We start from the raw sequence: 19,407 nt of genomic DNA, 5'->3' as shown, positions 1-19,407 counted from the left end.
CTGCGGAGGATGCACGGATCGAACGTGCGCGGGGGTGACCCCGACCGCGGCTTGAACCAAGCCGGTGCCTTGCCACTCGGCCAATCCTCCGGGTGGGCGGCCCACGCGAAGGGATTCGCGTGCTCGAAGCGGCCGCCCCGGGCAGCTCCCCGTGCGAGGCGGGCTCGACGGAGCCGGTAGTTACTCCGGAGCCCGCCGCGGGCTGCCCTGTCGGGAGCTCGGCGTACTGCCGTGCATCGACATCGCCCAGCTCCTCTCCCAGAACGTGGCGCCGATGCGGTCCGGCGCGGTGAACACCACCACTGTGCCGCTACGACGACTTCGACGCCACCGAATTACCGGACGTCCCGGGGCTCTTCACCGCCGCCGCCACCGACGCCGGCGGGCCTTGCTGAAGAACCATCCGGCGGGCGGCTCGTCGGAGCGCCACGGCTGGGGCTCGGGCTCCTCGCGCCGCCAGCGCGCGGCGAGCATCCGTGCCCGGCCGGACGGCTCGGCGGTCCCGGCGGCGCGTATGAAGTCGGCGTCCAGGACGACGTCGTCCCACGTGTCCCCGGTCGTCCCCCGGCCCTCGCTCTCCGGCACTTCGCCCGTCATCACGCCCTCCTGCCGCTTCATCCGCTTTGCCCAGTGTGCCCGGGTGAAGGTGAAGCCTCCGTCAAGGCCGGGCGGGACCGCCCGGCCCCGAACGGATGCCTCACTCCTCGCCGGCGAGGGTCAGCGACCGCAGTTTCTGCCCGGCGTACCAGGTGGCCAGGACGGTCACCACCACCAGCAGCACCGTCGCCGTCGGGAGCCCGACGTCGGAGGTGACCATGTCGCCGCCGGCGACCTTGTGCGCCACGGCCAGCGCCCACTGCTGGATGCTCAGCGTGCGCGCCCCGGGCACCAGGGAGCCGAACAGCGCCTCCCAGACCAGCGCGTAGACGAGCCCGAAGACCACCGCGTGCCGGGAGACCGTGCCCAGCAGGAGGAAGAGGGCCGCGTAGGCGATGGAGGCGACCAGCGCGGCCACGGTGTAGGCGACGGCGATCTGCTGCCCGTTGCCGTTGAGGATCAGTCCGGCGACCAGCGTCGGCACCGCGGAGAAGACCATGGTCACCGCGATCGCCACGATCAGCTTGGTGAAGATGATCGTCGACCGCTTGAGCGGCTTGGACAGCAGGTACACCACCGAGCCGTCGTCGATCTCCGGCCCGATCGCTCCGGTGCCGGCGATGACGCCGATGATCGGCACCATGGTGGCGAGCGCGAACCCGCCCAGGACGTTCACCGCGGTCTGGTCGTCGGCTCCGGCGAGAGCGCGGACGGCCGCGGCGATCACGATGAGCAGCAGCGGCAGCGCGCCGAGGATGAGGGCCCGACGGCGGCCGAGCAGGGCCCGGTAGGTGAGCCGGGCGACTGTGGGGTCGTACATCTTCGGCCTCCTACGCCGCGACCAGATACGAGAAGACGGACTCGAGGGACTCGTCGGAGGGCGAGACCGTGTGCAGCCGGATGCCGTGGTCCCGGGCCACCCGCGGCAGCAGGGTCGTGAACCGGCCGAAGTCGACGGCCTGGACGCGCAGCGCGCCCTCGGCGAGGTCGACCTCGATGCCGGACGTCGACGGATCGGCGATCAGCGCGGCCGCCAGGGCACGGTCGTCGCTGGAGCGCACCAGGTAGCGGTGCGGCCGGTCGGTCATCAGGCGGCGGATCCTTCGGAAGTCGCCGCTGGCGGCGTGCCGTCCGGCGACGACGACCTCGATGTGCCAGGCGAGCTGTTCGACCTCCTCCAGGATGTGGGAGGAGAACAGCACGGTGCGGCCCTCGTCGCCCATGCGCCGCAGCAGGTCCATCAGCTGCATGCGCTGGCGCGGGTCCATGCCGTTGAACGGCTCGTCGAGCAGGAGCAGCGAGGGGCCGTGGACCAGCGCGGAGGCCATCTTGACGCGCTGGCGCATGCCCTTGGAGTAGGTGGAGATCTTCCGGTCCTGCGCGTACTCCATCTCGACGGTGGCGAGGGCCTTCTGGGCGGCCTTGTCGCCCAGACCGTGCAGTTCGGCGTTGGCGACGACGAACTCGCGGCCGGTGAGGAAGTCGTACATCGCCTCCCGCTCGGGGACGATGCCGATGTGCCGGTAGATCTTCTCGTTGCGCCACACCGGCTGCCCGTCGAGGGTGACCGTGCCGGTGGAGGGGGCGAGGAAGCCGGCCATCATGTTGATCAGCGTGGACTTTCCGGCGCCGTTGGGGCCGAGCAGGCCGGTGACGCCGGGGCCGATCGTCATGGTGATGTCGTTGACGGCGACCACGTTGCCGAACCAGCGGGAGACGTGGTCGATGCTGAGGGTCGTCACAGTCCCACCTTCTTGTAGCGGCGCACCAGGAGGCCGTATGCGGCGGCGATGAGGCCGAGGACGACGAGGACGTAGACGACGCCCTGTCCGCTGCCCGGGCCGGCGGCGCCGGGTGCCGAGGAGGTCGCGCCGAGGAAGGCGGTCTGCACGCCGTCGACGAGGGTGACCGGTGAGAACAGGCCGATCCAGGGGATGGCGCCGGAGTTGTTCCGGGCCTCCGCGATGGCCTGAAGGGTGGAGACGGCGCCGTAGGAGATGACCAGTACGGCGATCACGGCGGCGATGCCGAAGCCGCGGCGCGGGGTGACGGCGGCGATGACGAGGCCGATGCCGGCGAAGAGCAGTGAGAGCAGTGCCACGGAGACGACCCCCTGGGCGAATCCCTTGGTCTGGTCGGCGAAGTCCATCTTGGCCAGCAGCGCGCCCACGTAGAGCACGAGCAGCGGGGCAGCGGTCAGGATGAACAGCGCGGAGGCCAGTGCCGCGTACTTGGCGCGCACGTAGTCGGCGGTCTCGATGGGCCGTGAGAAGTACAGCGGCACGGTCTTGAAGCGCAGGTCGCGCGAGACGGACTGGGGTGCCTGCGAGGCGACGTACAGGCTGATGACGCCCTGCATGATGATGGCGTAGCGCGTGTACTCGATGGGCAGGCCCTTGGCCTTGGTGGCGACCGCGACGGCGACCATGATGGCCGCGGGCACGCACATCACCACGAACAGCAGCATCGGCAGCACCTTGGACTTCACCGAGCGGCCGAGGCCGTAGGCGCCGCGCAGGGACTGCGAGTACAGCGACCGGCGGGCGTAGGCGCGGCCGAGTCGGGGGCCGTCGTAGCTGCGGTAACCGATGTTGTGGATGCGGGTCTGGTCACCCGTGGGCACTGCCGCGGTGGGTTCAACCGCCATGGCCGACCGCCTCCTTCCCCTGTGCGTCGCGCTGTTCGTCGCTGTCCCGGAAGACCTCCGAGATGTGGTGCCGTCGCTGCTCCATGCGCACGAGGCCCAGGCCGAGGTCCGCGATCACGTCCCGCACCAGGTCGTACGTCTCCTCGCCCTGGGCGGTGAGCAGCAGGACGTGTCCCGCGCCCGGCAGGCCGGTGCCGTCCTGGGTCTCCACCCCGCGCGCGTGGAGCGCGTCGCGCACGGCGCGGGTGCCGTCCGGGTACTCGTCGCTGTCGGTGACCTCGATGGCGAGGGTGGTCGTGGTCTGGGTGAAGTCGGTGGTGGAGCTGGAGCGCAGGAGCTTGCCGCCGTCGATGACGACGACGTGGTCGCAGGTGCGCTCCAGTTCACCCAGCAGGTGGGAGGTGACCAGGACGGAGATGCCGAAGTCGGTGTGGCTGCGCCGGATCAGGCCGAGCATGTCGTCACGGCCGACCGGGTCGAGGCCGTTGGTCGGCTCGTCGAGGAAGACCAGCTGCGGATCGTGCACCAGGGCCTGGGCGAGCTTCACGCGCTGCTTCATACCGGTGGAGTAGCCGCCGATGGGGCGGTAGCGCTCCTCGTACAGGCCGACGTGGCGCAGGGTGTCAGCGGTGCGCTCGCGGGCGGCGGTCGGGGGCAGGCCGGACATGCGCGCCATGTGGACGACGAACTCGGTGGCCGAGACGTCGGGCGGCAGGCAGTCGTGCTCCGGCATGTAGCCGACGCGCTCACGGATGGCGGCGCCCTCGGTGGCGACGTCGAGGCCGAGCACCTCGGCGCGGCCCTCGGTGGCGGGGGACAGACCCAGCAGGATCTTGATGAGTGTGGACTTGCCGGCTCCGTTGGCGCCGACGAGTCCGGTCACACCCGGTCCGACGTCCACGGAGAGCCGGTCAAGCGCGGTTACCCGTGGGAACCGCTTGCTCAGGCTTTCGGTCGCGATCACAGTCACGTCTTCGACGGTAGTGATCCGGACCACGCCGGTCGTCAGACCCCAGAGCCGTCTTGGAGTCCGCCTCGAGTATTACGGGGACCTTAGGGGTCGGACCCCTGCGGGCCGGGCGGCATGCGGAGTTCCGGCATCCGGACCGCACTGTTGACGATCGGTCTAACAACTGCCACAGTCGCCGGCGTCACGGTACAGGCACGTTCGGCAGCCGTAACCGGCCTCGGTGGAGGAGAGCGGAGGAGAAGTGACGATGCTGAAGGGCGCGCGGGAACGCCGGGTGCGCACGGGCGGAGTCGAACTGTGCGTGGCCGAACTGGGCGACGCGCAGCGGCCCACGGTCGTCCTGGTGCACGGCTACCCGGACAGCAAGGAGGTCTGGTCGGAGGTCGCCGAGCGCCTCGCCGACCGCTTCCACGTCGTGCTCTACGACGTCCGCGGCCACGGCCGCTCCACCGCGCCGCGGCCCCTGCGCGGGGGCTTCACCCTCGACAAGCTGACCGACGACTTCCTGGCGGTCGCGGACGCGGTGAGCCCCGGGAGGCCGGTGCACCTGGTGGGGCACGACTGGGGCTCGGTGCAGTCCTGGGAGTTCGTCAGCGTCCGGCGCACCGAGGGCCGGATCGCCTCCTTCACATCGGTGTCCGGGCCGTCCCTCGACCACTTCGGCCACTGGATCGCCGAGCGCGTCAAGCACCCCACCCCGCGCCGGGTGGACCAGCTCCTCGGCCAGGGCGCCAGGTCCTGGTACGTGTACCTGCTGCACACGCCCAGGCTTCCCGAGCTGGCCTGGCGCGGCCCGCTCGGCAGGCGCTGGCCGGGCATTCTGAGGCGTGTCGAGAAGGTCCCCGGCGACGACTACCCGACCTCGTCGCTGCCTCGGGACGCGGCACACGGCGCCTGGCTGTACCGGGACAACGTGCGGGCCCGGCTCCGCAGACCACGGGCGGACGCCCACGCGCACGCGCCGGTGCAGCTCATCACCCCCCTCGACGACGCCTTCCTCTCGGAGAGCCTGTACGACGACCTGGAGCGGTGGGCACCCGGCCTGGTGCGCCGCACGATCCCCGCCGGGCACTGGATCCCGCGCACCCGGCCCGACCAGCTGGCGGCCTGGATCACCCAGTTCGTCACGGCCACCGAGGACGGGGAGCCACGGCCGGCCGCCACCGGGAAGCACGCCGACCGCTTCGCCGGGCAGCTCGTGCTGGTCACCGGCGCGGGCAGCGGCATCGGACGGGCCACGGCGTACGCCTTCGCCCAGGCCGGCGCGCGGGTGGTGGCCGTCGACCGGAACGCCGAGGCCGCGGCCCGCACCGCCGAGCAGTCGCGGCTGCTCGGGGCGCCGGCCGCCTGGGCCGAGGCGGTGGACGTCTCCGACGAGCAGGCCATGGAGAAGCTGGCCGAGAAGGCCGACGCCGAGTACGGCGTGGTGGATGTCCTGGTGAACAACGCGGGCATCGGCCTGTCCGGCTCGTTCTTCGACCACACCACCGAGGACTGGAGGAAGGTCCTCGACGTCAATCTGTGGGGAGTGATCCACGGCTGCCGGCTGTTCGGGAAGCGGATGGCCGAGCGGGGGCAGGGCGGCCACATCGTCAACACTGCGTCCGCGGCGGCGTACCAGCCCTCGAAGGCCCTGCCCGCCTACAGCACCTCCAAGGCGGCGGTGCTGATGCTGAGCGAGTGCCTGCGCGCGGAGCTGGCCGGGCAGGGGATCGGCGTCACCGCGGTCTGTCCCGGTTTCGTCGACACCGCCATCACGTCCACGGCGCACTTCGCGGGCGTCCCCGCGGAGGAGGAGAAGCGCCGGCGGCGGCGCGCGGCCCGCCTGTACGGACTGCGCGGCTACCCGCCGGAGAAGGTGGCCGACGCGATCCTGCGCGCGGTCGTGCGCGACGAGGCGGTGGTACCGGTGACGCCGGAGGCCCGTCTCCTCCGCGCGATGTCCCGCTTCACCCCGCGGACGCGGCGCCGGCTCGCACGGACGAAACCGCCGCTGGGTGCCGCGGATCCGGGCCAACACCCCTGAATCGGAGACCAGTTGTCCACAGCTTCGCGCCTCTTGCCTGTGGACAACATCACTTGGCTGTGGATCAAACCTCCCGGGCGAAATTGACCTGCGTGATCCGCGTCTCTCCCGGCAGGCTGATGGCATGGACGAAAGACGCACCGTGAAGGTGTCGAAGTACCTCGCCAAGCACCTTCGCCACCAGCCCGAGAGGATCGGGCTCACGCTCGACGAGGGTGGCTGGGTCGAGATCGACGCGCTGATCAGGGCGGCGGCCGCGAACGGCTTCCGGTTCAGCCGTGAGGAACTGGACCACGTGGTCGCCACCAACGACAAGCGGCGCTTCGCGATCGAGGGCAGCCGCATTCGCGCCAGTCAGGGGCACAGCATCGGGGTCGACCTCGGACTGCCGGCCGCGACACCGCCGCCGTACCTCTACCACGGCACCGTGGCCCGCAACCTTGAGGCCATCCGCAGCGAGGGGCTGCGGCCCATGAACAGGCATGACGTGCATCTCTCGCCCGACCGCGAGACCGCGACCCGGGTCGGCGCCCGACGCGGTCGCCCGGTCGTCCTCGTGGTGGACGCGGCCGCCATGCACCGCGACGGCCATGTCTTCCATGTCAGTGCCAACGGTGTGTGGCTGACACAGTCCGTACCACCCCGGTACCTGCGGTTTTCCGAGTCCCACTGATCCACTTCAGTCCATCGCCGGCGGCCTGCTGGGGTGACCGTTTCACGTGAAACAGCCACGGGTGTTTAGGCTCGGGTCCATGAGTCTGCGCCTGAGCACCGTGATCCTTCCGTACCGCCGCTGGCACGAGGGCGGCCGTTCGGCATGGATGCGTGCCGAACAGCTCGGCTTCCACGCCGCCTACACCTACGACCACCTGTCCTGGCGCAGCTTCCGGGACGGCCCGTGGTTCGGGGCCGTCCCGACGCTGACCGCCGCCGCGGCCGCGACGGACCGGATGCGGCTGGGAACCCTGGTGACCTCGCCGAACTTCCGGCACCCGGTCACCCTCGCCAAGGAGCTGATCTCCCTCGACGACATCTCCGGGGGCCGGATCACCCTCGGCATCGGCGCGGGCGGCACCGGCTTCGACGCCACCGCGCTGGGGCAGGAGTCATGGACGCCGCGGGAGCGGGCCGACCGCTTCGCCGAGTTCGTCCCGCTGCTCGACCGGCTGCTGACCGAGGACGCGGTGTCGTACGAGGGCGACTTCTACTCGGCGCACGAGGCGCGCAACATCCCCGGGTGTGTGCAGCGGCCCCGGCTGCCGTTCGCCGTGGCCGCGACCGGGCCGCGCGGGCTGCGGCTCGCCGCTCGGTACGGGCAGGCCTGGGTGACCACGGGCGACCCGAAGCTGTACGAGAACGGCACGCCGGAGCAGTCCGTTCAAGCCATTCGCACCCAGACCGAGAAGCTCGCGGACGCGTGTGCCGCGGCGGGCCGTGACGCCTCCGCGCTCGACAAGGTCCTGCTCACCGGATTCACCCCCGACCGCGGTCGCCCGCTCGAGTCCCTCGACGCGTTCGTCGACTTCGCGGGCCGCCACCAGGAGCTGGGTTTCACCGAGATCGTGATCCACTGGCCGATCCCCGGCTCGGACTTCGCCGCGGACCAGAAGGTCTTCGAGCGGATCGCCATGGAAGCGCCCTCCCAGCTGACGTGACCGAGGCAACCCCTCAGATGTGCGAACTCTCGCACGATCGTGCGGACATATAGACGACAATGACGCGGTGACCTCAGCGACTCGACGGCCCGAGACCCCGGCCTCATCCCAGCTCTCGACCTCGTTCGAGCCGGGGGGCACCCCCGGCGTTCCGCCTCGGCTGATCGCCACCGATCTCGACGGCACCCTGCTGCGCGACGACAAGTCGGTCTCCCCGCGCACGATCGCCGCCCTGGCGGCGGCCGAGGAGGCGGGCATCGAGGTCTTCTTCGTCACCGGCCGCCCGGCCCGCTGGATGGACGTGGTCAGCGACCATGTGCACGGACACGGTCTGGCGATCTGCGGCAACGGCGCCGCCGTGGTCGACCTGCACGGCGGTCCCGGCGCCCACCGCTTCGTGAAGGTGCGGGAGCTGGCCCGGGAGAACGCGCTGGAGGCCGTACGGCTGGTGCGCGAGGCGGCACCGGGCACGGTGTACGCGGTCGAGCAGACCTACGGTTTCCATCAGGAGCCCGTATATCCGAAGCTGCACATGGAGATACCCGACGTCCTCGCGCCGGCCGAGGAACTGCTGGCCCCGGACGGAGTCGGAGCCGGTCAGCCGATCCTGAAGATCCTCGCCTACCACCCCACGCTGCACCCCGACGCCTTCCTCACCGTCGCCCGCCTCGCCGCCGGCGAGCACGTCAGCATCACCCGGTCCAGCCCCAGTGCCCTGCTGGAGATCAGCGGTCCGGACGTCTCCAAGGCGAGCACTCTGGCCCTGTGCTGTGCCGAGCGCGGCATCTCGCAGGACGAGGTCGTCGCCTTCGGCGACATGCCGAACGACGTCGAGATGCTCACCTGGGCCGGCCGGTCCTACGCCATGGGCAACGCGCACCCCGCCGCGATCGCCGCGGCGTCCGGACGGACGGTCGCCAACCAAGAGGACGGGGTCGCGGTCGTCATCGAGCGACTGCTGGGGGAGCTGCCGTAGCGGGCGGGCCGCCCCCGGGGGCGGCCCGTGAACGGGCCGCTACCGCGCGCCCACCAGCAGCTCCGTCTGCGTCTCCCGTTCGACCATCCGCCGCAGCGGTCCCGGCAGCGCGGCCAGTTCCGCGTACGGTCCCCGCTGGACGACGCGCCCCTCGTCGAGGACGATCACCTCGTCCACGGCCGCCAGCCCGGCCAGGCGGTGGGTGATGAGCAGGGTCGTACGGCCCTCGGTGGCGGCCAGCAGATCGGCGGTGAGCGCGTCGGCGGTCGCCAGGTCGAGGTGTTCGGCGGGTTCGTCGAGCACCAGCACCGGGAAGTCGGCGAGCAGGGCACGGGCCAGGGCCAGCCGCTGACGCTGTCCGCCCGACAGCCGGGCACCGTGCTCGCCGACAAGTGTGTCGAGTCCGTCGGGCAGGGCGTCGACCCAGCCGAGCAGCCGGGCCCGAGCGAGGGCGTCCCGCAGTTCGGCCTCGGTCGCGTCCTTCTTCGCGAGCAGCAGGTTCTCGCGGACCGAGCTGTCGAAGAGATGCGCGTCCTGGGCGCACAGCCCGACCAGCCGCCGTACGTCGTCGCCGTCCATAGCGTGGGCGTCGACGCCGCCGAGGGTGTACGTGCCCGTCTCCGCGTCGAGGAAGCGCAGCAGCACCTGGGCGAGCGTCGTCTTGCCGGAGCCGGACGGCCCGACCACGGCGACCCTGCGGCCCTGCTGAAACGTCAGGTCGAGTCCGGCGAGCGCCGCCCGCTCCTGCCCCGCGTACCGCGCCGTCAGGTTCCTGACGGCGAGCGGGAACGGCGAGGCGGGCGCCGGCCGGGGCCGCTCCGGTTCACGGACGGGCTCGGGGGCGTCGAGGACCTCGTACACCCGCTCCGCGCTGCGGTGTACCCGGTGCCGGTAGCGCACGGCGAGCGGCATGCCGAGGACGGCTTCGAAGGCGGCCAGCGGGGTGAGGACGACGACCGCCATGGTCACGCCGCCGAGCCGCCCGTCGGCGACCGCCTGAGCGCCGACGAGGGCGGTCGCCGCGACGGTCAGTCCGGAGATCAGCGCGGTGAGCCCGTCGCCGAGCGCGGTGGCGGTGGCGGCGCGCGAGGCGATCCGGGTGAGCAGCCGGTCGGCCCGCCGGGTCTCGGTGATTCGGGCGGGCAGGGCGCCCGCGACGGTCAGTTCGGCGGTTCCGGTGAGCAGTTCGGTCACGCGGGTGGCGAGGGCGCCGCGCGCCGGGGCGAGTCGGCGCTCGGCGCGCCGGGCCACGGCCACGGTGACCAGCGGGACGCCGGCCCCGGCCGCGAGCAGGCCGGCCGCGAGCACCGCCCCGGCCTCCGGCAGCAGCCAGGCCGTGAAGGCGACGGAGGCGGCGGACACGGTCAGCGCCGCGCCGGCGGGCAGCAGCCAGCGCAGCCAGTAGTCCTGGAGCGCGTCCACGTCGGCGACGAGCCGTGTCAGCAGGTCGCCGCGGCGCATCCGGCGCAGCCCGGCGGGCGCCAGCCGCTCCAGCCTCCGGTAGACGGCCACCCGGGTGTCGGCGAGCATCCGCAGCACCGCGTCGTGCGAGACCAGCCGCTCCGCGTACCGGAAGACCGCACGCCCGATACCGAAGGCCCTGGTCGCAGTGACGGCCACCATCAGGTAGAGCACGGGTGGCTGCTGGGACGCCCGCGAGATGAGCCACCCGGAGGTCGCCATCAGCCCGACCGCGCTGCCGAGTGCCAGGCTGCCCAGCAGCAGGGCGAGGGCGAGTCGGCCGCGCCGGGGGCCGGACATCGCCCGCACCCGGGCGAGGACGCCGCGCGCGACGGTGGCGGCCTCGGTCCCGGGTTCGGCCGGAGCCGCGACCGGTCCGGGCTCCGCCGTTCGCACGGGGCGTGCCTCGGCGGTGCGGGCCACGGCCGGCGCCGGCCCGGGGGCCTCCGTCCCGTCGAGACGCACGACCCGGTCCGCCACGTCCAGCAGCGCGGGCCGGTGCACCACCAGGAGCACCGTCCGGCCCGCGGACAGCCGCCGCACCGCGTCCACGACCTCCGCCTCGGTCGCTCCGTCCAGGGCGGCCGTCGGTTCGTCGAGCAGCAGGACGGGACGGTCGGCGAGGAAGGCCCGGGCGAGCGCGAGCCGCTGCCGCTGCCCGGCGGAGAGCCCGGTCCCGTCCTCTCCGAGCCGGGTGTCCAGTCCCTCCGGCAGCGCGTCCACGAACTCCAGCGCACCGGCGTCGGCCAGCGCCCCGTGTACGGCGGCGTCGTCCGCGTCGGGCCGTGCGAGCCGTACGTTCTCGGCGATCGTTGCCGCGTACAGGTGCGGCCGCTGCGGCACCCAGGCGATGCGCGAGCGCCACTGCTCCAGGTCGACGTCGGCGAGATCGGCCTCCGCGACGCGCACCCGGCCCGCACGGGGCTTCACGAACCCCAGCAGGACGTTCAGCAGTGTCGACTTGCCCGCACCGCTCGGCCCGACAAGCGCGACCGTCTCCCCCGGCCGCACCGAGAAGGACACGTCCGTCACCGCGTCCGCGGACCGCCCGGGAAAGCGGACGCTCACGTCCTCGAAGGTCAGGTCCCCGGCCGGCACGGCCCCGGTGCCGGACTCCGGCACCGGGGTCTCCAGCACGGCGAAGATCTCCTCGGCGGCCGCCAGTCCCTCCGCCGCCGCGTGGTACTGCGCGCCCACCTGACGCAGCGGGAGGTAGGCCTCGGGCGCGAGCACGAGGATGACCAGCCCGATGTAGAGGTCCATGTCGCCGCTCACGAGCCGCATGCCGATCGTCACGGCGACCAGCGCCACCGACAGCGTGGCGAGCAGCTCCAGGGCGAAGGAGGACAGGAAGGCGATCCGCAGCGTGCGCATGGTCGCCCGCCGGTACTCCCCGGTGATGCGCCGGATCGACTCCGCCTGTGCCTTGGCCCTGCCGAACACCTTCAGGGTCGGCAGTCCCGCGACGACGTCCAGGAAGTGCCCCGACAGCTGGGACAGCAGCCGCCACTGGCGGTCCATGCGGGACTGCGTGGCCCAGCCGATCAGCATCATGAAGACGGGGATGAGGGGCAGGGTGGCGACGATGATGGCCGCCGAGACCCAGTCCTCGGTGACGATCCGGGCGAGCACCGCCACCGGGACGGCCACGGCCAGCCCCAACTGCGGCAGATAGCGTGAGAAGTAGTCGTCCAGGGCGTCGACACCCCGTGTCGCCAGGGCCACGAGCGAGCCCGTGCGCTGCCCGCTCAGCCAGCCGGGGCCGAGTGCCGCCGCGCGCTCCAGCAGCCGCCCGCGCAGCTCGGACTTCACCGCCGCGCTCGCCCGGTGGGCAGCCAGCTCGGTCAGCCAGGAGACCAGCGCACGCCCACCGGCGACGACGGCCAACAGCAGCAGGGGAGTACGGAGTTCAGCGACCGGCATCCGGTGCTGGAAGGCGCCCACCACCACCTCGGCGATGAGCATCGCCTGGGCGATGACCAGGCATGCCCCGATGGCACCCAGCCCGACGACGGCCCCCAGGAAGAGCCGGGTGGCACGGGCGTGACGCAGAAGTCGCGGATCAATCGGTTTCATGGAGAACATGCCCTTCGGCCCCGAGGGTGTGTTTCACGTGAAACACACCCTCACCGGACTCAGTGCGCGGGTTCGGCGATGTGCTGCGTACCGATCCGCTTGCGGAACACCCAGTAGGTCCACCCCTGGTAGAGCAGGATGATCGGCGTGGCGATCCCGGCGCACCAGGTCATGATCTTCAGGGTGTACGGGCTGGACGAGGCATTGGTGACCGTCAGGCTCCAGTCCGCGTTGAGCGTGGACGGCATGACGTTCGGGAAGAGCGACAGGAACATCATCGCCACGGCGGCCACGATGGTGACGCCCGACAGCGCGAACGCCCAGCCCTCACGCCCCGCCTGGTTCGCCACGAGGGCGGACACCAGGGTGACCACCGCCACGAGAAGCGCTACCAGGCTCCTGCCGTTGCCCGTGTGGGCCTGGGTCCACAGCAGGAACGCCAACGCCGCCACGGCCGTCACCAGCCCCACGCGCAGAGCCAGCTTCCGCGCCCGCTCGCGGATGTCACCGACGGTCTTCAGGGCCGTGAACACCGTGCCGTGGAAGGTGAACAGCGTCAGGGTGACCAGTCCGCCGAGGAGTGCGTACGGGTTGAGCAGGTCTCCGACACCGCCGACGTACTCGAGGTTCCGGTCGATCTTCACCCCGTGCACGATGTTGCCGAAGGCCACACCCCACAGGAAGGCGGGGATCAGCGAGCTCCAGAAGATCGCGTTCTCCCAGTTGCGCTGCCAGTTCTCCTCCGGCCGCTTGGCCCGGTACTCGAAGGCGACTCCGCGCACGATCAGGCAGACCAGGATGACGAGCAGTGGCAGATAGAAGCCGGAGAAGAGCGTGGCGTACCACTCCGGGAAGGCGGCGAAGGTGGCACCGCCCGCCGTGAGCAGCCAGACCTCGTTGCCGTCCCAGACCGGGCCGATGGTGTTGATCAGCACCCGCTTCTCGGGCCGGTTCCTGGCGAGCAGCTTGGTGAGGATGCCGACCCCGAAGTCGAAGCCCTCCAGGAAGAAGTAGCCGGTCCACAGGACGGCGATGAGGACGAACCAGACGTCGTGCAGTTCCATGGCTGTGCAGCTCCCTCGGCCTAGTACGAGAAGGCCATCGGCTTGTCGGCGTCACGCTCGTCGCCGCCGATCTTCGTGGGCGGGTTGAGGTCGGCCTCCGTGAGCTCGGGCGGGCCGCCCTTCACGTACTTCACCAGCAGCTTGACCTCGATCACGGCGAGAACGGCGTAGAGCAGCGTGAAGACGGTCATCGAGGTGAGGACCTCGCCCTGGGAGACACCGGGGGAGACCGCGTGCCGGGTCTGCAGCACGCCGTAGACGACCCACGGCTGGCGGCCCATCTCGGTGAAGATCCAGCCCCAGGAGTTGGCGATCAGCGGGAAGGCCAGCGTCCAGATCGCGATGCGCCAGTACCAGGTGGTCAGCCGCGGGCCGAGTGCCTTGTTCGGCAGCAGCACCAGATGGGGCACCTCGTCGTCACCGACCCGCAGACGCTGCGGCAGCAGGAACTTCTTGCGGGTCAGCCACAGTCCCGCGAGGCCGATGGCGAAGGACGCCATGCCGAACCCGATCATCCAGCGGAATCCCCAGTAGGCGACGGGGATGTTGGGCCGGTAGTCGCCGGGCCCGAACTTCTCCTGCTCGGCCTTGTTGACGTCGTTGATGCCGGGGACGTAGGAGGTGAAGTCGTCGTTGGCCAGGAAGGACAGCAGGCCGGGGACCTCGATGGCCACCGTGTTGTGGCCCTTGTCCACATCGCCGTAGGCGAAGACCGAGAACGGCGCCGGTTCCTGTCCGTCCCACAGCGCCTCGGCCGCGGCCATCTTCATCGGCTGCTGCTTGAACATGACCTTGCCGAGGACGTCACCGCTGACCGCGGTGAGCAGGCCGGCGATGACGACCGTGATCAGGCCGAGCCGCAGCGAGGTCTTCATCTCGCGCACGTGCTTCTTGCGGGAGAGGTGGTAGGCGGCGATGCCGACCATGAAGGCGCCACCGGTCAGGAAGGCGGCGGAGAGCGTGTGGAAGGCCTGGCTGAGCGCCGTGTTCTGGGTCAGCACCGCCCAGAAGTCGGTGAGTTCGGCGCGCCCCTTGGCCTCGTTGATCCGGTAGCCGACGGGGTGCTGCATCCACGAGTTGGCCGCGAGGATGAAGTACGCCGACAGAATCGTGCCGAGCGACACCATCCACATGCAGGCCAGGTGGATCTTCTTGGGCAGCTTGTCCCAGCCGAAGATCCACAGTCCGATGAACGTGGACTCGAAGAAGAACGCGATCAGTGCCTCGAAGGCGAGCGGGGCACCGAAGATGTCACCGACGAAGCGTGAGTAGTCCGACCAGTTCATGCCGAACTGGAATTCCTGCACGATGCCGGTGACCACGCCCATGGCGATGTTGATCAGGAAGAGCTTGCCCCAGAACTTGGTGGCCCTGAGGTACTTCTCCTTCTCCGTGCGCACCCAGGCGGTCTGCAGTCCGGCCGTCAGGGCGGCCAGCGAGATCGTCAGGGGAACGAACAGGAAGTGGTAGACGGTCGTGATGCCGAACTGCCAGCGCGCCAGTGTCTCCGGCGCCAAAGCCAGGTTCACGTCGTCACTCTCCTTACGTCACCGCGATCACGGTGGCGGTTCATCCCGATGTGCCCTGCACAACAGGCAACAATCGGACACGCTTGTGAACGCGTTCACATTCACAAGCAATTATGGCGCACCTGTTTTCGAACAGCGAAGGGGGGTCCCCCCAAGCTCTGGGGGGACCCCCCTCCTCACGAATGCCGCGACGCCCTCGGCCGACCGAGGGCCGGCTCGGGCCCGACCGGGTCAGGCCTGCCGGCTCAGGCGGATCAGACCTGACCAGACCTGCCGAACCAGGACCTGACCGCATCAGACCTGCCGAACCAGACCTGACCGCATCAGGCCTACCGGACCAGATCCGGCCGCACCGGATCAGGCCTCCTTGCGGAACGCCTCCGCCGTCTTCAGAAAGATGTCGTTCGCCTCGGTCTCCCCAACGGTGACCCGCACGCCCTCGCCCGCGAACGGCCGGACCACCACGCCGGCCCGCTCGCAGGCCTCGGCGAAGGAGACCGTCCGCTCCCCCAGCCGCAGCCACACGAAGTTGGCGTGCGTCTCGGGCACCGTCCAGCCCTGGGAGCGCAGCGCGTCGACCACACGGGTGCGCTCGCACACCAGGGAGCCGACCCGGCCCAGCAGCTCGTCCTCGGCGCGCAGCGAGGCGATCGCCGCCTCCTGCGCCAGCTGGCTCACCCCGAACGGCACGGCCGTCTTGCGCAGCGCCGCCGCCACCGGCTCGTGGGCGATGGCGAAGCCGACGCGCAGTCCGGCGAGGCCGTACGCCTTCGAGAACGTGCGCAGCACGCAGACGTTCGGCCGGTCGCGGTAGAGCGTCACCCCGTCCGGCACCTCGGCATCGCGGATGAACTCGCGGTAGGCCTCGTCCAGGACCACCAGCACATCGGAGGGCACACGGTCGAGGAACCGCTCCAGTTCGGCCCGCCGCACCACCGTGCCGGTCGGGTTGTTCGGGTTGCAGACGAAGATCAGACGCGTGCGTTCGGTGATCGCGTCCGCCATCGCGTCCAGGTCGTGCACATCGCCCGGCGTCAGCGGGACCCGCACGGAGGCCGCCCCGCTGATCTGCGTGATGATCGGGTATGCCTCGAAGGACCGCCAGGCGTACATGACCTCGTCGCCGGGGCCGCTGGTGGCCTGGATCAGTTGCTGGGCGACGCCGACGGAACCGGTGCCCGTGGCCACGTGCGAGGCCGGCACGGCGAAGCGCTCGGCCAGCTCGTCGGTCAGGGCCGTGCACGCCATGTCCGGGTAGCGGTTAAAGGAGGAGGCGGCCGCCGTCACCCTCTCCATGACCCCCGGCAGCGGCGGGTAGGGGTTCTCGTTCGAGGACAGCTTGTACGCCACCGGACCGCCGGCCGCGGCCGGCTTCCCCGGCTTGTAGGTGGGGATACCCTCCAGCTCGGCACGCAGCTTCGGGCTTGTCTCGCTCACCGCAGTCCTCCTCGTGACCACCACCGGCATCCAATACTGCACACCTTATGAGGATTGGGCGCCGCTGCGTATGGGTCGGAAGCCATCACTCGTGTGCGAGGCCGACCTCGTCCGCCACACCGACATCCGGGGCGTCTTCATATGAATGGGTATGAAATGGGGGGCGCGGCCACATATATCTATGCGCCGGTGGCTTGCGCCGTGGCGCGCATCCCTCGTGAAGGTGAGTTGAGACCTCTTCGAGACATCGAGGGGTCGGCAGGCCCATACGTGCCACCACGTCACATCCTAACATGACACGGGGTAACTGCCATGGTTTCAAAGGCACTTGGGCCACCACGACCATGCAGAAACGTGCCTGTCAACGCGTGCATATGCGTCCGCACTACCCCACCGCAAGAGCCCTACTATCGGCTCGCCATGACAGCAGCAGGGAAGCACCAGGTGAGCCGCGCGGAAACCTCACGCCGAGGGAGCCGGCCGGGCCGGGCGGGCATCAGAGACGTGGCCGCCGCCGCCGGAGTGTCCATCACGACCGTCTCCGACGCCCTCAACGGCAAGGGGCGCCTCCCCGACGCCACCCGGCGCCATGTCCGCGAGGTCGCCGACCGGCTGGGGTACCGCCCCTCGGCCGCGGCCCGCACTCTCCGTACCGGCAAGTCGGGCCTCATCGGCCTGACCGTGACGACGTACGGGGATGAACCTTTCACCTTCACCGAGTTCGCGTACTTCGCCGAGATGGCCCGCGCCGCCACCTCGGCCGCGCTCGCCCGCGGCTACGCCCTGGTCATCCTGCCCGCGACCTCGCGCCACGACGTGTGGTCGAACGTCGCCCTGGACGGCACGGTCGTCATCGACCCCTCCGACCAGGACCCGGTCGTCGGCGAGCTGGTGCGGCAGGGCTTACCGGTGGTCAGCGACGGCCGCCCGGCCGGCGCGCTCCCGGTCACCGCCTGGGTCGACAACGACCACGAAGCCGCCGTCCTCGGCATCCTCGACCACCTCGCCGAGGCCGGCGCCCGCCGTATCGGCCTGCTCACCGGCACCACGACGGACACCTACACGCACCTGTCGACGACCGCCTACCTCCAGTGGTGCAAGCGCGTCGGCCAGGACCCGGTGTACGAGGCCTATCCCGCCCACGACCCGTGCGCGGGCGCCGTCGCCGCCGACCGGCTGCTGGCCCGCCCCGACCGGCCCGACGCCGTCTACGGACTGTTCGACCCCAACGGCACCGATCTGCTCGCCGCCGCCCGCCGCTACGGCCTGCGCGTCCCCGACGACCTGCTGCTGGTGTGCTGCAGCGAGTCCACGGTGTACGCCAGCACCGAGCCGCCCATCACCACGCTCTCCCTGAAGCCGCGCCGGATCGGCACCGCGGTCGTCCAGCTCCTCATCGACGCCATCGAAGGGGTCGAGTCGGACCAACCGGTCGAGCAGGTCATACCGACCGAGCTGATCGTGCGGACCTCGTCCCAGCGGCGCACCCGGCGCAGGACGATCAGCCCGCCCCGCGCGTCGGAGGACCGTTAGGGCACGGGTGGCCGCGGGATGACCCGGGGCACGGGTGGCCGCGGGATTGCCGAAGACTGCCCAATCGGGGCGAAAGCCACGGTGAAACGGAGTCCAGCCCCGATTCACCACCCCTGGGTCATCACATGGCGCGATCCGCGTTCCTATGATGGGCCCACGACACCGCGGGCCGCTGCGACCAGGCAGTCCGAAGCGGTGCACAGGCGGCGCGATGGTGGAGGGGTCGATGACTCAGGGGGCCGGTCAGGGACCCGAGGTGGAGCGGACGGCTACGCTGCGCGACTTCCGGGTTCCCGCGTACGTGAACGAGACCGGTCCGTACGCCCACGGCACGCAGCCCGCCGAAACGGTCCGGCCGCCCGAGGAGGCCCCCGCGGTCCCAGCGGCTCCCGCGGCTCCCGCGGCTCCCGCGGCTCCCGCGGCTCCCAGGGAGGGCTACCCGGCCGCGTACACGCCCACCGAGCGCGACCTGCCGGTCATCAAGCGCGGTGACACGCTTCAGGCGGCGGTCGACCCGGTCTCCGCGCCGACCCGGCAGTCCGCCACCCGTCCGGGTCCCCTCTACGTCGTCGGTGACGTGCACGGCTACCTGGATCAGCTGGTCGCCGCGCTCCAGGAGAAGGGGCTCGTCGACTCCGCCGGCCAGTGGTGCGCGGGCACCGCGCGGCTGTGGTTCCTCGGCGACTTCACCGATCGCGGCCCGGACGGCATCGGCGTCATCGACCTCGTGATGCGGCTGTCCGCGGAGGCGGCCGCGGCCGGCGGCTACTGCAAGGCCCTCATGGGCAACCACGAGCTGTTGCTGCTCGGCGCCAAGCGGTTCGGCGACACCCCCGTCAACTCCGGCGCGGGCACCGCGACCTTCCAGGCGGCCTGGCTGCTCAACGGCGGCCAGAAGTCCGACATGGACCGCCTCCAGGACCACCACCTGCAGTGGATGGCCCGGCTCGACGCCGTCGAGGCGGTCGACGGCTACCTGCTCGTGCACTCCGACACCACCTCCTACCTCGACTACGGTGCCTCGATCGAAGAGGTCAACGACACCGTCCGCGAGACGCTCACCCGCAACGACGCGAACGAAGTCTGGGATCTGTTCCGCAAGTTCACCAAGCGCTTCTCCTTCCGCGACGAAGGCGGCGCCGACGCCGTGCGCTCCCTGCTCGATACGTACGGCGGCACCCGCATCGTTCACGGCCACAGCCCCATTCCCTATCTGCTGGGCGAAGTCGGCTCCGAGGACGGCGAGGAGTCCGCGGGACCGGTCGTGGAGGGGCCGCACGTCTACGCCGACGGACTCGCCATCGCGATGGACGGCGGCGTGACCATGGCCGGAAAACTGCTGGTCCAGCAACTGCCCCTCGGCAACTGACCGTTCACCGGGCAGCCCGCCTGTGGAGACGACCGCGCAGGTCGGCACCCAATTTGTGGAAACCCCC

General features: G+C 70.9%; 15 protein-coding genes and 1 tRNA gene. 6 read left to right on the top strand and 10 right to left on the bottom strand.

The features are described from left to right. Positions 1–3: 3 nt before the first annotated feature. From ACWC91_RS19160 to ACWC91_RS19135, 6 genes are all read right to left on the bottom strand, one after another. Positions 4–90 (bottom strand) — tRNA-OTHER (locus tag ACWC91_RS19160). Between the two features lie 267 nt (positions 91–357). Beyond that, positions 358–597 carry an SGM_3592 family protein gene (locus tag ACWC91_RS19155; protein WP_225076400.1) on the bottom strand — a complete coding sequence of 80 codons (240 nt, stop codon included), beginning with the start codon at positions 595–597 and terminating at the stop codon, positions 358–360. 100 nt (positions 598–697) lie between these two features. Further along, on the bottom strand, positions 698–1,417 hold the full coding sequence (locus tag ACWC91_RS19150; RefSeq protein WP_225076401.1) for an ABC transporter permease subunit: 720 nt from the start codon (positions 1,415–1,417) through the stop codon (positions 698–700). A gap of 10 nt (positions 1,418–1,427) precedes the next feature. Next, positions 1,428–2,339 carry an ABC transporter ATP-binding protein gene (locus tag ACWC91_RS19145; protein ID WP_225076402.1) on the bottom strand — a complete coding sequence of 304 codons (912 nt, stop codon included), beginning with the start codon at positions 2,337–2,339 and terminating at the stop codon, positions 1,428–1,430. After that, on the bottom strand, positions 2,336–3,244 hold the full coding sequence (locus ACWC91_RS19140; protein WP_225076403.1) for an ABC transporter permease: 909 nt from the start codon (positions 3,242–3,244) through the stop codon (positions 2,336–2,338). The genes ACWC91_RS19145 and ACWC91_RS19140 overlap by 4 nt, the downstream gene beginning before the upstream one ends. Further along, positions 3,234–4,208, bottom strand: coding sequence for an ABC transporter ATP-binding protein (locus ACWC91_RS19135; RefSeq protein WP_450642647.1), 975 nt, complete (start codon positions 4,206–4,208; stop codon positions 3,234–3,236). Before ACWC91_RS19135 ends, ACWC91_RS19140 begins: the two co-directional genes overlap by 11 nt. Before the next feature lie 253 nt (positions 4,209–4,461). On the opposite strand from ACWC91_RS19135, the gene ACWC91_RS19130 reads away from it, so the two are divergent. From ACWC91_RS19130 to ACWC91_RS19115, 4 genes are all read left to right on the top strand, one after another. After that, entirely contained in the window at positions 4,462–6,240 is a 1,779-nt protein-coding gene (locus ACWC91_RS19130; protein WP_450642648.1) for an SDR family oxidoreductase, read from the top strand. 124 nt (positions 6,241–6,364) lie between these two features. Then, positions 6,365–6,913, top strand: coding sequence for an RNA 2'-phosphotransferase (locus ACWC91_RS19125; RefSeq protein WP_225076404.1), 549 nt, complete (start codon positions 6,365–6,367; stop codon positions 6,911–6,913). A 79-nt stretch (positions 6,914–6,992) separates the two neighbouring features. Then, complete coding sequence (locus ACWC91_RS19120) at positions 6,993–7,895, top strand: LLM class flavin-dependent oxidoreductase (RefSeq protein WP_225076405.1); 903 nt, start codon at positions 6,993–6,995, stop codon at positions 7,893–7,895. Positions 7,896–7,962: 67 nt separating this feature from the next. Continuing rightward, on the top strand, positions 7,963–8,871 hold the full coding sequence (locus ACWC91_RS19115) for a Cof-type HAD-IIB family hydrolase (protein WP_450642645.1): 909 nt from the start codon (positions 7,963–7,965) through the stop codon (positions 8,869–8,871). 39 nt (positions 8,872–8,910) lie between these two features. Here ACWC91_RS19115 and cydD read toward each other — a convergent pair whose 3' ends face one another. From cydD to hisC, 4 genes are all read right to left on the bottom strand, one after another. Beyond that, positions 8,911–12,408: a thiol reductant ABC exporter subunit CydD gene (gene cydD, locus ACWC91_RS19110; RefSeq protein ID WP_450725981.1), complete on the bottom strand. Its 3,498-nt coding sequence runs from the start codon at positions 12,406–12,408 to the stop codon at positions 8,911–8,913. 59 nt (positions 12,409–12,467) lie between these two features. Further along, a complete protein-coding gene (gene cydB / locus ACWC91_RS19105) occupies positions 12,468–13,472 on the bottom strand; it encodes a cytochrome d ubiquinol oxidase subunit II (RefSeq protein ID WP_225076408.1) in 1,005 nt (334 codons plus the stop codon). A gap of 20 nt (positions 13,473–13,492) precedes the next feature. After that, complete coding sequence (locus ACWC91_RS19100; protein WP_225076409.1) at positions 13,493–15,001, bottom strand: cytochrome ubiquinol oxidase subunit I; 1,509 nt, start codon at positions 14,999–15,001, stop codon at positions 13,493–13,495. Between the two features lie 357 nt (positions 15,002–15,358). Next, the gene (gene hisC / locus ACWC91_RS19095) at positions 15,359–16,438 is read right to left on the bottom strand and encodes a histidinol-phosphate transaminase (RefSeq protein ID WP_225076410.1); all 1,080 of its coding nucleotides are present in this window, start codon (positions 16,436–16,438) and stop codon (positions 15,359–15,361) included. A 420-nt stretch (positions 16,439–16,858) separates the two neighbouring features. Here hisC and ACWC91_RS19090 point away from each other — a divergent pair, with 420 nt between their 5' ends. Continuing rightward, a complete protein-coding gene (locus tag ACWC91_RS19090) occupies positions 16,859–17,971 on the top strand; it encodes a LacI family DNA-binding transcriptional regulator (protein WP_281154641.1) in 1,113 nt (370 codons plus the stop codon). Between the two features lie 211 nt (positions 17,972–18,182). Next, positions 18,183–19,340: a metallophosphoesterase gene (locus ACWC91_RS19085; RefSeq protein ID WP_450642413.1), complete on the top strand. Its 1,158-nt coding sequence runs from the start codon at positions 18,183–18,185 to the stop codon at positions 19,338–19,340. Positions 19,341–19,407 lie beyond the last annotated feature (67 nt).

This window comes from Streptomyces sp. NPDC001204 (genome assembly GCF_053598035.1).
The sequence above is the reverse complement of the archived record's forward strand: the minus strand, read 5'-3'. Positions and strand labels throughout refer to the sequence as shown.

Bases quoted from the DNA above. Each gene is read 5' to 3' on its own strand.
- ACWC91_RS19155 (WP_225076400.1), bottom strand. From the start codon at position 597: ATGACGGGCGAAGTGCCGGAGAGCGAGGGCCGGGGGACGACCGGGGAC.
- ACWC91_RS19150 (WP_225076401.1), bottom strand. From the start codon at position 1,417: ATGTACGACCCCACAGTCGCCCGGCTCACCTACCGGGCCCTGCTCGGC.
- ACWC91_RS19140 (WP_225076403.1), bottom strand. From the start codon at position 3,244: ATGGCGGTTGAACCCACCGCGGCAGTGCCCACGGGTGACCAGACCCGC.
- ACWC91_RS19130 (WP_450642648.1), top strand. From the start codon at position 4,462: ATGCTGAAGGGCGCGCGGGAACGCCGGGTGCGCACGGGCGGAGTCGAA.
- ACWC91_RS19125 (WP_225076404.1), top strand. From the start codon at position 6,365: ATGGACGAAAGACGCACCGTGAAGGTGTCGAAGTACCTCGCCAAGCAC.
- ACWC91_RS19120 (WP_225076405.1), top strand. From the start codon at position 6,993: ATGAGTCTGCGCCTGAGCACCGTGATCCTTCCGTACCGCCGCTGGCAC.
- cydD (WP_450725981.1), bottom strand. From the start codon at position 12,408: ATGAAACCGATTGATCCGCGACTTCTGCGTCACGCCCGTGCCACCCGG.
- cydB (WP_225076408.1), bottom strand. From the start codon at position 13,472: ATGGAACTGCACGACGTCTGGTTCGTCCTCATCGCCGTCCTGTGGACC.
- ACWC91_RS19090 (WP_281154641.1), top strand. From the start codon at position 16,859: ATGACAGCAGCAGGGAAGCACCAGGTGAGCCGCGCGGAAACCTCACGC.
- ACWC91_RS19085 (WP_450642413.1), top strand. From the start codon at position 18,183: ATGGTGGAGGGGTCGATGACTCAGGGGGCCGGTCAGGGACCCGAGGTG.